The sequence below is a fragment of the Pseudoalteromonas sp. 68 DY56-GL68 genome, from assembly GCF_041414825.1.
Classification (GTDB): Bacteria; Pseudomonadota; Gammaproteobacteria; order Enterobacterales; family Alteromonadaceae; genus Pseudoalteromonas.
In genome coordinates, this window is sequence record NZ_JAOCZL010000022.1 from 139443 (window position 1) to 153770 (window position 14328).

A 14328-nucleotide genomic window follows, 5' to 3' on the forward strand; every position below is an offset into this window, starting at 1 on the left:
TTTTTTCTTTGATCAAGGATTAATCTTATCGCGTATTATGAGATACTGAAAAAATAATTAGGTAATAAAACGAGATAGCATGGAAAACATTGAAGTCCGAGGCGCCCGTACGCACAATTTAAAAGACATCAGCCTAACCATTCCCCGTGATAAGCTGATAGTTATCACTGGCCTATCTGGTTCAGGGAAATCGTCTTTAGCGTTTGATACTTTGTATGCAGAAGGGCAACGTCGTTATGTTGAATCACTGTCAGCGTATGCAAGACAGTTCTTATCGCTAATGGAAAAACCCGATGTCGATCACATCGAAGGTTTATCTCCAGCTATCTCTATCGAGCAAAAATCGACCTCGCATAACCCGCGTTCAACAGTTGGTACAATCACTGAGATTTACGATTACCTACGTTTATTGTTTGCCCGTGTCGGTGAGCCTCGCTGCCCTACTCACGACTTACCACTTGCCGCACAAACGATCAGCCAAATGGTCGATACGGTTTTAGCGCTTCCTGAAGGTAGCAAGCTAATGCTGCTCGCACCTGTGGTAAAAGATCGTAAAGGTGAGCACGTTAAGCTGCTTGAGCAACTCGCAAGCCAAGGTTTTATTCGCGCCCGTATCGATGGCGAAGTATGTGACTTATCAGATCCACCGACTCTTGAGCTTCATAAAAAGCATACTATCGAGGTCGTGGTTGACCGCTTTAAAGTAAAAGATGGCCAACAACAGCGCTTAGCTGAATCATTCGAAACAGCCCTTGAGCTATCGGGTGGTATTGCCCATGTAGCGGCAATGGACGACTCACTCAGCGAAGACATGCTGTTTTCTGCTAATTTTGCCTGCCCTACTTGTGGCTATGCCATGAGTGAACTTGAGCCGCGCTTATTCTCGTTCAATAACCCGGCGGGTGCGTGTCAAAGCTGTGATGGTTTAGGTGTGCGTCAGTATTTTGATCCAAACCGTGTTGTGCAAAATCCTGAGCTAAGCTTATCGGGCGGGGCAATTAAAGGCTGGGACAAACGCAGCTTTTATTACTTCCAAATGCTGCAAGCTGTCGCAGAGCACTATAAGTTTGACCTAGAAGTGCCTTTCCAAGAACTTGGTAAAGATGCGCAAAAGGTGATTCTTGAAGGTTCAGGTAAAACTAAAATTGCCTTTAACTATCGTAACGACCGTGGCGACTTAATTACGCGTAACCATGAGTTTGAAGGCGTTTTAAATAATATGAATCGCCGCTACCGTGAAACCGAGTCAAACTCAGTTCGCGAAGAGCTTGCTAAATACCAAACAAGCCAAGCGTGTCCGAGCTGTCATGGCTCACGACTTCGTGAAGAAGCTCGCCACGTATTTATTGGCCAAACAAACCTGCCAGCTATCACCACTATGAGTATTGGTGAAAGCATGGCATTTTTTGAAAGTTTGAGTCTGACAGGCCAGCGCGCGCAAATTGCCGAAAAAATTCTCAAAGAAATTCGCGACCGTTTATCTTTCTTAATTAATGTAGGCCTTAACTATTTATCACTTGAGCGAAGTGCCGACACCCTGTCTGGCGGTGAAGCGCAGCGTATTCGTTTAGCAAGTCAAATCGGTGCAGGTCTTGTTGGTGTAATGTACGTATTGGATGAGCCATCCATTGGTTTGCATCAGCGCGATAACGACCGCCTATTAAAAACCCTTATTCACTTGCGTGATTTAGGCAATACAGTGATTGTGGTTGAGCATGACGAAGATGCCATTCGCGCTGCAGACCATATTATCGATATTGGTCCTGGTGCGGGTGTTCATGGTGGCCATGTTATTGCCGAGGGTACCCACGACGATATTCTAGCGAGTAAAGATTCAATCACAGGTCAGTACCTCTCTGGCGAAAAGAAAATCGAAGTACCAACGGCTCGCCATCAAACCACCGACAAATGGCTTGAGTTATTTGGTGCCACAGGTAACAACTTAAAGAACGTTGATTTACGTATTCCATTTGGCTTAATGACCTGTATCACGGGTGTATCAGGCTCAGGTAAATCAACGCTTATCAACGACACTTTATTTAAGCTGGCTCATACAGAGTTAAATGGCGCAACGACCGCCGAAGCGGCACCGTATAAGTCAATTAAAGGTCTGGATCATTTTGATAAAGTCATTGATATTGACCAAAGCCCGATTGGCCGTACTCCGCGCTCAAACCCTGCCACTTACACCGGCATTTTTACCGGTATTCGTGAGCTATTTGCGGGTACTCAAGAAGCCCGTTCGCGTGGCTATAAGGTTGGTCGTTTTAGCTTTAACGTTAAAGGTGGTCGTTGTGAAGCGTGCCAAGGCGATGGTGTGATCAAGGTAGAAATGCACTTTTTACCTGATGTATATGTACCTTGTGATGTATGTAAAGGCCAGCGCTACAACCGTGAAACCCTCGAAGTACAGTACAAAGGTAAAAACATTCACCAAGTACTCGAAATGACCGTAGAAGATGCCCGTGACTACTTTGATAAAATTCCGGCTATTGCACGTAAACTGCAAACCTTAATGGATGTCGGCTTATCGTATATTCGCTTAGGTCAAGCGGCAACGACTCTTTCAGGTGGTGAAGCGCAGCGTGTGAAACTGGCTCGTGAACTGTCAAAACGCGATACCGGTAAAACCTTATATATCCTTGATGAGCCAACTACGGGTTTACACTTTGCTGATATTCAGCAATTATTAGTAGTACTTCACCGCTTACGCGATCACGGTAATACCATAGTTGTTATTGAGCATAACCTTGATGTGATTAAAACCGCAGACTGGATTGTCGATTTAGGTCCAGAAGGTGGCTCAGGCGGCGGTGAAATTTTAATTTCTGGTACACCTGAAGAGGTCGCTGATTGTGAGCGTTCACACACAGGAAGATACTTAAAACCACTGTTATAAAAAGGATAATGCGTGCGTAGGTATTTAAAAATTGCAAAATGGCGCGCGAATAAACAGCTTCAGCAACGTAGCTGGCAGCCACATAAAACAAGGCTGGTTGAGCGCATACAAGCTATTTGGTTTAACTTAAGTACCGCACAAAAGCTCTATCTGTTAGCATTAAGCAGCCTGATTGTTCTGCAATCGGGCTGGTTAAGTGCCACCATTACGATCATCGCACTCGTTATAGAATTTTGGCCCAAATTTAATCAGCTTTGGCATTCACTTGCAGGCAAAGCGTTGATTTTAATCTTCTACGCCAGTATCGCTAACTTTGTATTGGCAGGTGCGAGTGGTATTGTGAACGATGTAACTCATGTCTCATCAACTCACTTTAACTACACACATAACTTTGCCACTCTCTTATATTTACCCCCTTGGGCGATGGGCATTAGCCTAGCGACCCTATTACTATTCCAACTTTTTTTACCTTTCTATATTTTTGCTTTATTACTGATAAAACCATTTGGCTCTGAGCGAATTAAGTTTATAAGCCAAAGCTATTCGCCACTATTAACCGCCATAGTACGCTTCGTACTAGCGTCAGTGGTATTGATCAACCTAATTTCGTTTATTGACGACCAACCGCCTGAAGAAGTACTCGACAACATTGTCAGTACCTTTGCAGACAGTAAAGCCATTGCTAAAGAGTCAGGTGAAGAGCAGCAAAAAGCGGTTGAAGAACTCAGTGAAAAAATAGAACAACAACTGCCAGACAGCTCAGAGAAACCACTCACACCAAAGCCTGACGTTAATCTTGACGGTGATGGCGAAACAGCCGAAAACCTACGCCAGTTTTTAGATACCAAAGGCTACTTTGAACGCAGTAAACGCTTAATTGCTATGTTTGCTTACAGCTTTGAGGCGGATAGTTACTCCCGCTGTATAAAAACAGAAAACAGTAAAGCGGTTGAACTGAATGATTACGAAATTGTACAAGTAACCCCAGATAACAATGCGGAATATGGCTACCGCTTTGAAGTGATTGCTTGTGACTCACCAGGTATCTTGCCAGTTACTAAATAGCAGACAAAAAAATAGCGCAGCAATCAATACTACTCACTTGGCTTACTGCGTTTTTCTCTGATGAAATGAAATATCGAAAGCCCAATAAAGCCAAAGCAAACTAAGGCGATTACTAAGTTGGGTATAAAAATAAGTAACATAGCAGCATCATAGCCGATCTTTGCGAATGCAGCACAAAGGCTACCAATGATAAGTTCAGTTAAGATTAGCTCCCATTCTAATGAGCTATTCGCAGGCACGGTTTTAGCCGCATAATGTTTTACTTTAAAACCCATATCCAAATCTCCAAGTTCCTATTTGCTACATTCAAACTATCATCAAAAGGCAAAACCACAAAAATAAAATGACTTAAAAGCTTATTTTTCCCTATTAGAATTAGATTTAAAAAGAATATCGATACTCGCAGTAAGTAAAGGCTACGTGATTGCACAGTTGAGCGCTGATGAGGAAGAAAAATGGAAAAAACAGACAAAACTGCTGCTGCACTTATCTGTTTGTTTACAGTATTAATCGTGCTGAGTTTTTAATAAAAAAATACCGCTATTTAGCGGTATTTTTATTTCAATAACTTGTTGAAAAGCTTACGGACGAGGGATAAAACCTACCGCATCGTAAACAGCTTTTAATGTTTTTTCAGCGCGGATACTCGCCTTTTCAGCACCTGATTTCATAATGCTATCAAGTAGTGACTGATCTTCGCGAATTTCTTTAAAGCGCGCTTGGATTGGCTCAATCATACTCACAACCGCTGCTGCTGTGTCTTTTTTCAGATGACCATACATTTTGTCTTCATATTCAGGTACTAAGTCTTCAATTGAGCGCTTAGTTGCAACTGATAATAAAGTGAGTAAGTTAGATACACCTGGTTTTTCTTCACGGTCAAAGTAGATACGCGCTTGCTCGTCTGAATCTGTGACTGCTTTTTTCAGTTTCTTTTCAATCTTCTTCGGCTCATCCAATAACATGATGTAACCGTTTGGATTTTCATCTGACTTAGACATTTTTTTCAGTGGATCTTGCAGGCTCATTACACGTGCACCAAACTCAGGGATGTATGGTTCAGGTAGTTTGAAAACATCACCGTATAAGTTATTGAAGCGTGTTGCAATATCACGTGTTAACTCAAGATGTTGCTTTTGATCTTCACCCACTGGCACTTGATCAGCCTGATATAACAAGATATCAGCCGCTTGCAGCACTGGGTAAGAGAATAAGCCCACATTTACGTTATTCGCATGCTTTGACGACTTATCTTTAAACTGCGTCATACGGTTAAGCTCACCCATTTGCGCATAACAATTTAACACCCAGCTAAGCTGAGCATGTTCTGGCACTTGAGATTGTACAAATAATGCCGATTTTTCAGGGTCGATGCCACATGCTGCATACAGCGCAATACCGTCAAGCACGCGCGAGCGTAGTTGCTCTGGATCTTGACGTACAGTAATGGCATGTAAATCTACTAACATAAAGAAACTTTCGTGGTCTTCCTGTAGCTTAAGCCACTGGTTAATAGCGCCAACATAGTTGCCTATTGTCATACCACCGGTTGGCTGAATGCCGCTTAACACTACTGGTTTACTCATGATGTTCCTTTATATTTTTACTTAAAAAGACGAATTTAAAATGCACTTACCTTTGGGTAAGAACAGGTATTATATCTAAGAAATTCTCGCAGAGGTACTCTGGATTGAAATCAGCGAGGTTTTCACCTTGGTTATAGCCGTAACCTAGCGCAACAACTTCAATATTAGCTGCTTTGGCAGCCAAAATATCACTTTTTGAATCGCCTATCATAACTACTTTTTCTGGGCTTACATCAAGTTGCTGACATGCAAATTGCAAAGGCTCAGGTGATGGTTTCTTTGCCATATCATCACCACAGACAATCAGCTGAAAATGGCTGGTCAGTGAGAGTTTATCAAGTAACTTCTCAGTAAAACGACGTGCTTTGTTGGTGATCACCACTTTAGGCATACCAGCAAGCGCAGCAAGCCCCGTTTCTACATGCTGATAAAGCGCACTATAGTCACCTACAACTTGGTCATAGTGCTGATAAAACAAATTAATGGCGCGCTCAGCAAGGGCTTCATCTAAATGTTCACTGACTTGCATATCGCCACTCAAACCACGCTTTACAAGCGTTTCTATACCATTTCCCACCCAGCTTTCAACCAGCTTTTGGCTAACAACCGGAAATGCTAGGTCAGTCAGAGTCAGGTTCATCGCTATGTATAAATCATAAACACTGTCGACTAAGGTGCCATCTAAATCAAAAAATGCTGCATCGTACTTCATGAATCAACCTTCGCAAGTTCGTTACGCATTGCATCGATTACCGCTTTATAATCTGGTTGATTGAAAATCGCAGAGCCTGAAACAAACATATCAGCGCCTGCTTTTGCAATTTCAGCAATGTTATCAACACCAACCCCACCATCGACTTCTAAACGAATATTACGTCCTGATTGCTCAATAATTTTACGCGCTTGGCGAAGCTTCTCAAGAGTATGTGGAATAAAGCTTTGGCCACCAAAGCCAGGGTTAACCGACATTAATAACACCACATCGACTTTATCGAGTACATGTTCAAGATAGCTAAGACTGGTTGCAGGGTTGAACACCAAACCAGCTTGGCAGCCACTGTCTTTTATGAGCTGCAAGGTGCGATCAATATGTTCACTGGCTTCAGGATGAAAACTAATAATTGAAGCGCCTGCTTCTGCAAAGTCTGGGATAATACGATCGACTGGTTTTACCATGAGGTGCACATCAATCGGTGCCGTCACGCCGTAGTCACGCAGCGCTTTACAAATCATCGGGCCAAAAGTTAGGTTTGGCACATAGTGGTTATCCATTACATCAAAATGTACAACATCAGCGCCACTTGCGAGTACACGATCAACATCTTCACCTAAGCGAGCAAAATCGGCCGAGAGTATAGACGGGGCTATTAAATACTTTTGTAATGTTTCCAACATGAGAAATTCCATCATAATTTGCGACTGCAAGAAGAGCGCATAATGTAACCCAATAGCTAGCCGATTAAAACACCGCGCTCTTTGTGAGGTAAATAAACACTATGAACGAGCCCATTAAACTAACTGAACTTAAGTATGAGTAATAAATTATTTAATTTATTCGCATAGTTAGATTTTGACACACAAAAATCAAACATAAAGCTTACCTCAAGACACTAATTTTATTAATTTTTCCTTAAATTCAGCACTAATTAAGTTTGTTATTTGAGCAATTGTTAGGTATGCTTGTCTAAATAACATAAACTAAGGTTATTACCATGCGTGCTTTTAAAACTGGGATCTTAATCGCGTCCGCACTGACTGTTGCTGCTTTTGCACATTCGCTTTCAACTGAGAATGACGACTTTTTATTAACTGCATCAAATTGTCAATGTAACACAACAGGCCTTTCTTCAACTGCTAATCAATGTATGCAAGCCGAACAAGAAACAGGTTGGTTTTCTTGGCTTACGGGTGATAGCCGCAGCGCACAATTCCATTATTTAGATTTACTAGAATTACTAACAAGTAGTGAAGAATCAAAGAAAGTTAGTAGTTTAGGCTCAAAATTTTAAGCCCAATGAGTAAGTTTTTTAGCGCGTTACAAAGTGTTTTCGCTGCTTTTTTTGGTGTGCAATCAGAAAATAAACGTCAGGCCGATTTCAAAGAGCATTCATTAAGCACGATCATTGCTATTGCTCTTGTGTTATTTAGCTTATTCGTAGCGGCTATTTATTTCACCGTTTCTTTGGTGCTAAATACATAGCCATCAACTCATTTACCTTATTCCGCGAGCCCCCTTTTGGACTAATTGTGCGTTTCACCTGAATCTCATCAAGTGCTGCTTGGCTGTATATTTTCCGAGTCCACACTGTATCGTGGTTTGAGATAAGCACAGGGGTGTTATTTTCAAATGCCGTTTTCTCTGCTAGGTTTGCAAGGTTAGCTTGATCATCTAAATTAAAGCCCCCTTTCGCATACGAGGTAAATGAGGCCGTTTTACTCAAAGGCACATAAGGTGGATCGCAATAAACAACCGCATTTTCAGGAATGAGCTTAAATACTTCGTCATAACCTAAGCAAGTAAAGGTTGCTTGCTGTGCCTTTTGCGCAAAAAAGTTCATTTCTTTTTCAGGAAAATATGGGCGCTTATATTTACCAAAAGGCACATTAAAAATGCCTTTGAGGTTGTAGCGACATAAGCCATTGTAGCCGTGGCGGTTCATGTATAAGAATAAAATAGCACGCTCATACACATCATTACTTTGATTAAACTGAACACGGTACTCATAATAGGCTTCTGGATGATTATTTAATTCAACGAATAGTTTTTTCGCATCACTAATAAACTCATCCGGAGTGCGTTTTAGTTCGGTATACAGGTTGATAAGGTCTGCATTGATATCATTAAGAATGTAATGCTTGAAATCTGTATTTAAGAAAACAGAACCTGCACCAACAAAAGGTTCAACTAAGGTATCAGCGCTCGCGCTCGCTTTTTTTAAACGGGCATGAATATCTTCTACTAAGCTGTATTTTCCACCTGCCCACTTAAGGAAGGCTCTGGTCTTTTGCTGCATCTGCTCTTAACTTCAATTCAGTGTTGCGCGATTCTACACTAATCTGTTTTATTTTACTGATCTAGTGAGGCGATTTCTTGCTTAATTTTACTTATTTTTTTGTAAAAAGGCTGATTTTTACGCACATTATCAGAAAGCTGTAAAGCAGCCTTTTTTGCGTCACCTAAGGTTTCATAACTGCCGGAAGTAACAATCCACCAACGTGTACCATTACGTAGTGCTTGGTATATATGAACTGTATCCTGTAAGTTATTTTCTGTAATAAACTTATCGGTAATCTCTTGTTTAGTCACTGCCAGTAGTTGAATAACAAAGCGCCCATCAGGTTCAGCTAAGTACCAGGCATTTCCTGTTAACGTTGCGACATCAGTGGGCTCTGTTAGCTTATCTTGCTCTGCAGATACATCGACTAAATCAGTGGCGATATCATCACTTTCAGTCGTTTTTTGAGGTTCAGCAGGTGCAGGAATAGCTAGACTATCAACAATTGCTGATACGTTATTTTCATGCGATAGCGTAGCAACGGGTTGTTCTTGCTCATTACTTTGTTGCTGAGTGGTTTCAAAAGGTGCTTTTTCAAGAGCTTTGTCACTTGGTGCTATGATTTTTTCAGCTGGTAGCGCAGTGGCAACCTTTGATGTTGTATCTTGTTGATAATGTTCTTTCCACCACTCGGTCATATCGGCCTTGTATAAAAAGCCAATTATCAGCAGCATGGTTGTTAGCAGTAATAAAAGTAAGTAGAGTAATTTATAACTTTTTTCTGGTTCACGAATATCAGCGCTATGTTCTTGTGGCTGCCAAGCCAATAAAAGAGCCGGATTGCCCTTAGCTTCTTCAACAAAAGTGCGAAAAACAGGATCTTCTTCAACTGGCAAGTTAGGAAAAAACCAACGCATCAATTGTTTGCTCTCACTCATATTGAGAGCTTCAAGATGAATTTCAACGGCTTGTGTAAACTGCCCTACCGATTGCGAGGCAATTAGGATATAGAGGGTACTGGGGCTTTGCTTTGCAATAAGTTCAAGCTGCTGAACGAGCTCTTCTGATAAGTGACGACCACCATCGATGACCCATAAACAATCGCCACATGGCTGCTGCTTATAGAGCTGATAAAAGTTCTCTGAAAGTGTTAATGAGTGATCGATAAGCGGGTTGCGAAAATTCTGTTCGAGTAAATCAGTAACGAATTGTTGATCCGTCATTTTACCGTTAAGTTGTACGAAAGCTTTATTAAACTCAAGGTACTTATCGGTAATAAAAGTTTCTAATAGATAACTTTTCCCTAAACCAGAAGGACCTAATAAACATATTAGGTTTTGCCCATATTCAAACTGCAGGGCGATTCGATCAACTAGCGCAGCACGGCTAGGCAATATTTGCGATTGCATCAGCGTATAAGTAAATCACAAACCTGCTGATCAGTTACATCACTAACCAGCGCACATTGACCAAATTTTGTAGGGAGAATAAAGCGAATAGTGCCTTTTTTATTTTTCTTGTCTTTGCGCATATGAGCAAGAAACTGCTCGCAAGTCATATCATCTGGCGCTTCCACAGGTAAATCGTATTGAGCAATAACCGCTTCAATACGTTCAACCTCTTGTTGTGATAAATCATTACGCTTGTGTGCTAGCCTTGCCGCCAATACCATACCAGCTGCAACCGCTTCACCGTGTAGCCAATTACCATAACCCATCTGTGCTTCAATCGCATGACCAAACGTATGACCTAGGTTCAATAATGCACGCAAGCCCGCTTCTTTTTCATCTTCAGCAACAATAAGCGCTTTTATTTCGCAGCAACGGTAAATCACGTGTTGTAATGTTTGCTCATCGAGTGATTTAAGGTTGGCAATATTTTGCTCAAGGTAAGCAAATAATTCTGTATCGTAGATCAGCCCGTACTTAATGACTTCGGCCATACCTGCTGCAAACTCACGCTCAGGCAACGTATGCAAAGATTTAGTATCAATGAACACCGCTTGTGGCTGGTAGAAAGCCCCAATCATGTTCTTACCTAACGGATGATTTACCGCTGTTTTACCACCCACAGAGGAATCGACCTGTGATAGTAAAGTTGTTGGTACTTGTATAAACGGCACGCCACGTTGGTAACACGCAGCCACAAAGCCCGTTAAGTCGCCAACCACACCACCACCCAAAGCGATTAAGCAGGTGTCTCGGCCACAGTTATGCTCAAGTAAAAATGCTGAAATCTTTTCAAACCACTCTAGTGACTTATATTGTTCACCATCAGGAATAATAAAAGAGAGCGGATTAAGATCAGCCAACGACCTCATTACATCATCTAAATATAAAGGTGCAATAGTGTCGTTGGTGATAATAACAGGTCGACAATCACCGATATGTTCACGGAGTCGACCTTCGTATTGAAGTGCAGATTGACCAATATAAATAGGATAACTTCGCTCGTCCAAATTAACAGTTAATTCAAGCATCGCTAGTTTCCTTTTATTCTTGGTTTTTAAAAATCTAATTTCTCGATGATTTGATTAGCAACAACTTTTGCGCTTTGTTCATCAGTGCGGACAACAAAATCAGCGACTTCTTTGTATAGCGGTTCGCGTTCTTCAGCTAAGCGCTCTAATACATCGCGCGGTGCTTCTTCTGTTTGCAATAATGGACGACGCTTGTCGCGCTGCGTGCGTGCAACTTGCTTTTCGATCGGTGTTTCAAGGTATACAACAATACCACGAGCAGAAAGCTTATTACGTACTTCTTTACTGATCACAGAACCACCACCGGTTGCAAGAACGATACCTTGCATCTCAGTTAAGTCTGAAATAACAGTTTCTTCACGAAGTCGAAAGCCCTCTTCACCCTCAAGATCGAATACCCAAGCAATATCTGCTCCAGTACGACGCTCGATCTCTTGATCTGAATCGAAAAATTCAAGGTGTAATTGGTCAGCAATGTGACGACCAATTGTGCTTTTGCCAGCCCCCATAGGGCCCACTAGAAATATATTACGTTTCTCAGCCATATCTTTTTAGTACAAACGAACTCTAAAATTTGAAATAAAACCCCGCCTAACGACCTGGCCCCAAAATTAAGGAGGGGATTATCTCAGTAATTGATTGGGTATTTCAAGTCAATTAACATAAAAAGCCATATAACGAGCAATTAAACAGGTTAATTGCTCGTTGATTAAGAAAAAATCACCTAATCGATTTGAATTTTTGGTGTTACGAAGATCAACAACTCTCTTTTTTCATTAAATTCACTGGTGCTTCTAAATAAAACACCTAAGTACGGAATATCACCCAATAGGGGAACTTTCTTTGTTGAATTGACGATTTGCTGTTGGAAAATACCGCCAAGCACAACCGTCTGTCCATTTTCAACTAACACTTGTGTTTGAATCTGTTGGGTATCAATCGCTACAGCAGGTCCTGTTGGTGTCTGAACAGTGTCGCCACGTGTATCTTGTGTAATCACAAGATCTAAGATGACTTTGTTATCTGGCGTGATGTGCGGTGTTACTTCTAAGCTTAATACTGCTTTTTTAAAGCTCACCGTTGTTGCACCACTTGATGCCGCTTCAACATAAGGGATCTCTGTACCTTGTTCTATGCGCGCTTTTTGCTGGTTTGCTGTTGTAATACGAGGACTTGCAATAATTTCACCTTTATTTTCTTCCTCAAGCGCTGTCAGCTCCAAATCAATTAAGGTGCCATTTGCAAGTTTTGCTACATGCATACCAATGCTTCCCGCAGGGTTTGAGATTGGTAAATTAACATTGAGTCGGTCAGATAAATTAGGAATAACCCCATTCGAAATCGTCTCTGCACCTTCTAATGTGCCAGCAATCCCATCACTCCCTTGTTGATCACTAAAGCCCCAACGAACGCCCAAGTCCTCTTGAACATTGTCACGTACTGTTACCATACGTGACTCAATCACCACTTGCTTTACCGGAATATCTAAGGTTTCAACCATACGACGAACACTTTCAATACTCTTTGCGGTATCTTTGATTAGCAATGTGTTAGTACGTTTATCAACTGAGACACTACCACGCGCAGAAATAATACTATTGGTGTCGGTTTTTAGTAAGTCCGCAAACTCTTCGGCTTTTGCATAATTAAGGCGAATATACTCGCTGTATAGAGGCTCTAAGTCTTCGACTTGTTGTTTTGCTTTTAATTCTTTTGCTTCTCGGGCAGCAAGTTCTTCAGATGGCGCAACCATTAAAATAGTGCCATCCATACGTTTGTCTAGACCTTTGACTTTCAACACAACATCTAGCGCTTGATCCCATGGCACACCTTCTAAGCGTAATGTAATGTTTCCTGTTACAGAGTCACTGGTCACTAAGTTAAACTCATTATATCCAGCAATAATCTGCAAAACGGCGCGCACCGGAATATCTTGGAAGTTTAAGGTCATTGGTCGACCTTGATACTCTATACCACCATCAAGGTAAGCTCGCTGTGAATCATCTTTCTCAACAGTGAGGGTAAAAATATTTTCTATTTGTTGGTGGGTAAATTTAAACGCAGCATTGGGCTCAATGACAACACGGCTCATATTACCTTCTTTGAAGGTTTCGATTGAGCTAACCACAGTGCCAAAATCAAGTACATCTAATTGATAAAGAAGGTCATCTAAAATATCTGTGTGGTGAAACTCCGCGACAATTTTCCCACCACTTTCGTGAACATCAATAGCAGCTTGTGTATCTTGCAAAAATACAAGTACACGCCCTTCACCCTTTTCACCACGGCGGAAATCTATCGACTGAATTGTATTGATATAATTGTTTTTTGCAGAAAGAGGATCAGCTTCGTCAGATGTTATTGGATTGTCCGAAACGTGCAAGCTGACTATGTTATCTTTAGCGGTTGTTTTATAAATTTTCAAACGCTCTAAAGATACCGTCACTTTTAGACCTTCAGAAGTCATTGTGCTTGTAACATGCTTTATACCCGCTTGGTTAACGGCCACATCGCGTACATTGTTATCAACACCTACGTCACTGAATAGCATCTCAATACGAGCTGGCGAGTTATACACCTGCACTTTAGGCTCAAAGGTGAGTGCTTCATCAAAGACGAGTTGTAACTGTGTTTCGCCTTTCATTAATGGGTTATAACGTATGTCATATAATAGTGGAGCGGCTACAGCAGCTTGCGCCATAAAAAACGCTAATGCAGCTAATATATATTTATGCATATCATTTAACCAAGTCGTTGCTTTATGCATTTTGTTTTTACTTTTCATACGATTAACTTGCACCATTTGTATTTGCCTCTAACATTTCTAGTTTTGTCAGACGCTCTTTCCAACAACCAGCCCCATCAGGGATTAATTCTAATAATTGTATATAATTGTCATGCACTTCTTTTATTTCGCCATGATACAAACCAAGATAATTACCAACAGTAACCCGATAAAGAGTTTCATCAGCCGCTTTGATCAGTGCCCATGTTTGGCCACTTCGGCCAATTGTTCCTTTCATTGATAAGTTATCAAGCGGGTATTTTTCTAGTGGCTGGCGAACACGATCAGGATCGGGATGTAAGCAGTTTTTTACCTGCACGAGATTATTTTGAATAATTTCAGGCTTAGGCGCTACAAAGGGGCTGCGCATTTTACCCGCACTGTATTCAAAATACTCAAAATTCGCCATTTGTGGAATCGGCTCGACCTTCGGCGTTGTACTTGCTTTAACCTGATCAATAAACTCTTTTTGCTCAGAGGTATCATCGTTACATGCACTGAGCAATAAACTCATCATG

At 41.3% G+C, this 14328-nt stretch carries 14 protein-coding genes; 4 read left to right on the top strand and 10 right to left on the bottom strand.

Going from position 1 to position 14328, the window contains the following annotated elements:
• Positions 1 to 79: 79 nt before the first annotated feature.
• Together uvrA and NYF15_RS17810 are read left to right on the top strand one after the other, a co-directional pair.
• Positions 80 to 2899, top strand: coding sequence for an excinuclease ABC subunit UvrA (gene uvrA, locus NYF15_RS17805; RefSeq protein WP_371354294.1), 2820 nt, complete (start codon positions 80 to 82; stop codon positions 2897 to 2899).
• Between the two features lie 12 nt (positions 2900 to 2911).
• A complete protein-coding gene (locus tag NYF15_RS17810) occupies positions 2912 to 3964 on the top strand; it encodes a hypothetical protein (RefSeq protein ID WP_371354295.1) in 1053 nt (350 codons plus the stop codon).
• A gap of 29 nt (positions 3965 to 3993) precedes the next feature.
• Here NYF15_RS17810 and NYF15_RS17815 read toward each other — a convergent pair whose 3' ends face one another.
• The 4 genes from NYF15_RS17815 to rpe form a co-directional block, all read right to left on the bottom strand.
• Complete coding sequence (locus NYF15_RS17815; RefSeq protein ID WP_130151675.1) at positions 3994 to 4239, bottom strand: hypothetical protein; 246 nt, start codon at positions 4237 to 4239, stop codon at positions 3994 to 3996.
• Positions 4240 to 4545: 306 nt separating this feature from the next.
• Entirely contained in the window at positions 4546 to 5550 is a 1005-nt protein-coding gene (trpS, locus tag NYF15_RS17820; protein WP_130151674.1) for a tryptophan--tRNA ligase, read from the bottom strand.
• Positions 5551 to 5596: 46 nt separating this feature from the next.
• Positions 5597 to 6262: a phosphoglycolate phosphatase gene (locus NYF15_RS17825; protein WP_371354296.1), complete on the bottom strand. Its 666-nt coding sequence runs from the start codon at positions 6260 to 6262 to the stop codon at positions 5597 to 5599.
• Positions 6259 to 6945 carry a ribulose-phosphate 3-epimerase gene (gene rpe / locus NYF15_RS17830; RefSeq protein ID WP_237119768.1) on the bottom strand — a complete coding sequence of 229 codons (687 nt, stop codon included), beginning with the start codon at positions 6943 to 6945 and terminating at the stop codon, positions 6259 to 6261. The genes NYF15_RS17825 and rpe overlap by 4 nt, the downstream gene beginning before the upstream one ends.
• A 317-nt stretch (positions 6946 to 7262) precedes the next feature.
• Between rpe and NYF15_RS17835 the strand changes: the two genes are divergently transcribed.
• Both NYF15_RS17835 and NYF15_RS17840 read left to right on the top strand, forming a co-directional pair.
• Positions 7263 to 7559, top strand: a complete 297-nt coding sequence (locus tag NYF15_RS17835; RefSeq protein ID WP_341803762.1) for a hypothetical protein — start codon at positions 7263 to 7265, stop codon at positions 7557 to 7559.
• A 5-nt stretch (positions 7560 to 7564) separates the two neighbouring features.
• Positions 7565 to 7750, top strand: coding sequence for a DUF2970 domain-containing protein (locus NYF15_RS17840; protein WP_237119770.1), 186 nt, complete (start codon positions 7565 to 7567; stop codon positions 7748 to 7750).
• Here NYF15_RS17840 and NYF15_RS17845 read toward each other — a convergent pair.
• From NYF15_RS17845 to NYF15_RS17870, 6 genes are all read right to left on the bottom strand, one after another.
• Positions 7722 to 8564 (bottom strand): Dam family site-specific DNA-(adenine-N6)-methyltransferase, encoded by an 843-nt coding sequence (locus NYF15_RS17845; RefSeq protein ID WP_371354297.1) that lies wholly within the window; start codon positions 8562 to 8564, stop codon positions 7722 to 7724. The genes NYF15_RS17840 and NYF15_RS17845 overlap by 29 nt on opposite strands.
• A gap of 53 nt (positions 8565 to 8617) precedes the next feature.
• Positions 8618 to 9955 carry an AAA family ATPase gene (locus tag NYF15_RS17850; RefSeq protein WP_371354298.1) on the bottom strand — a complete coding sequence of 446 codons (1338 nt, stop codon included), beginning with the start codon at positions 9953 to 9955 and terminating at the stop codon, positions 8618 to 8620.
• A complete protein-coding gene (aroB, locus tag NYF15_RS17855; RefSeq protein WP_130151667.1) occupies positions 9955 to 11025 on the bottom strand; it encodes a 3-dehydroquinate synthase in 1071 nt (356 codons plus the stop codon). Before aroB ends, NYF15_RS17850 begins: the two co-directional genes overlap by 1 nt.
• A gap of 26 nt (positions 11026 to 11051) precedes the next feature.
• Positions 11052 to 11570 (bottom strand): shikimate kinase AroK, encoded by a 519-nt coding sequence (aroK, locus tag NYF15_RS17860; protein WP_036973192.1) that lies wholly within the window; start codon positions 11568 to 11570, stop codon positions 11052 to 11054.
• A 179-nt stretch (positions 11571 to 11749) separates the two neighbouring features.
• Positions 11750 to 13762 carry a type IV pilus secretin PilQ gene (locus NYF15_RS17865; protein ID WP_371354393.1) on the bottom strand — a complete coding sequence of 671 codons (2013 nt, stop codon included), beginning with the start codon at positions 13760 to 13762 and terminating at the stop codon, positions 11750 to 11752.
• A gap of 52 nt (positions 13763 to 13814) precedes the next feature.
• The gene (locus NYF15_RS17870) at positions 13815 to 14327 is read right to left on the bottom strand and encodes a pilus assembly protein PilP (protein ID WP_062567302.1); all 513 of its coding nucleotides are present in this window, start codon (positions 14325 to 14327) and stop codon (positions 13815 to 13817) included.
• Position 14328 lies beyond the last annotated feature (1 nt).

Bases quoted from the DNA above. Each gene is read 5' to 3' on its own strand.
- aroK (WP_036973192.1), bottom strand. From the start codon at position 11,570: ATGGCTGAGAAACGTAATATATTTCTAGTGGGCCCTATGGGGGCTGGC.
- NYF15_RS17825 (WP_371354296.1), bottom strand. From the start codon at position 6,262: ATGAAGTACGATGCAGCATTTTTTGATTTAGATGGCACCTTAGTCGAC.
- NYF15_RS17850 (WP_371354298.1), bottom strand. From the start codon at position 9,955: ATGCAATCGCAAATATTGCCTAGCCGTGCTGCGCTAGTTGATCGAATC.
- aroB (WP_130151667.1), bottom strand. From the start codon at position 11,025: ATGCTTGAATTAACTGTTAATTTGGACGAGCGAAGTTATCCTATTTAT.
- NYF15_RS17870 (WP_062567302.1), bottom strand. From the start codon at position 14,327: ATGATGAGTTTATTGCTCAGTGCATGTAACGATGATACCTCTGAGCAA.
- uvrA (WP_371354294.1), top strand. From the start codon at position 80: ATGGAAAACATTGAAGTCCGAGGCGCCCGTACGCACAATTTAAAAGAC.
- rpe (WP_237119768.1), bottom strand. From the start codon at position 6,945: ATGTTGGAAACATTACAAAAGTATTTAATAGCCCCGTCTATACTCTCG.
- NYF15_RS17865 (WP_371354393.1), bottom strand. From the start codon at position 13,762: ATGCATAAATATATATTAGCTGCATTAGCGTTTTTTATGGCGCAAGCT.
- NYF15_RS17845 (WP_371354297.1), bottom strand. From the start codon at position 8,564: ATGCAGCAAAAGACCAGAGCCTTCCTTAAGTGGGCAGGTGGAAAATAC.
- NYF15_RS17840 (WP_237119770.1), top strand. From the start codon at position 7,565: ATGAGTAAGTTTTTTAGCGCGTTACAAAGTGTTTTCGCTGCTTTTTTT.
- NYF15_RS17815 (WP_130151675.1), bottom strand. From the start codon at position 4,239: ATGGGTTTTAAAGTAAAACATTATGCGGCTAAAACCGTGCCTGCGAAT.
- trpS (WP_130151674.1), bottom strand. From the start codon at position 5,550: ATGAGTAAACCAGTAGTGTTAAGCGGCATTCAGCCAACCGGTGGTATG.
- NYF15_RS17835 (WP_341803762.1), top strand. From the start codon at position 7,263: ATGCGTGCTTTTAAAACTGGGATCTTAATCGCGTCCGCACTGACTGTT.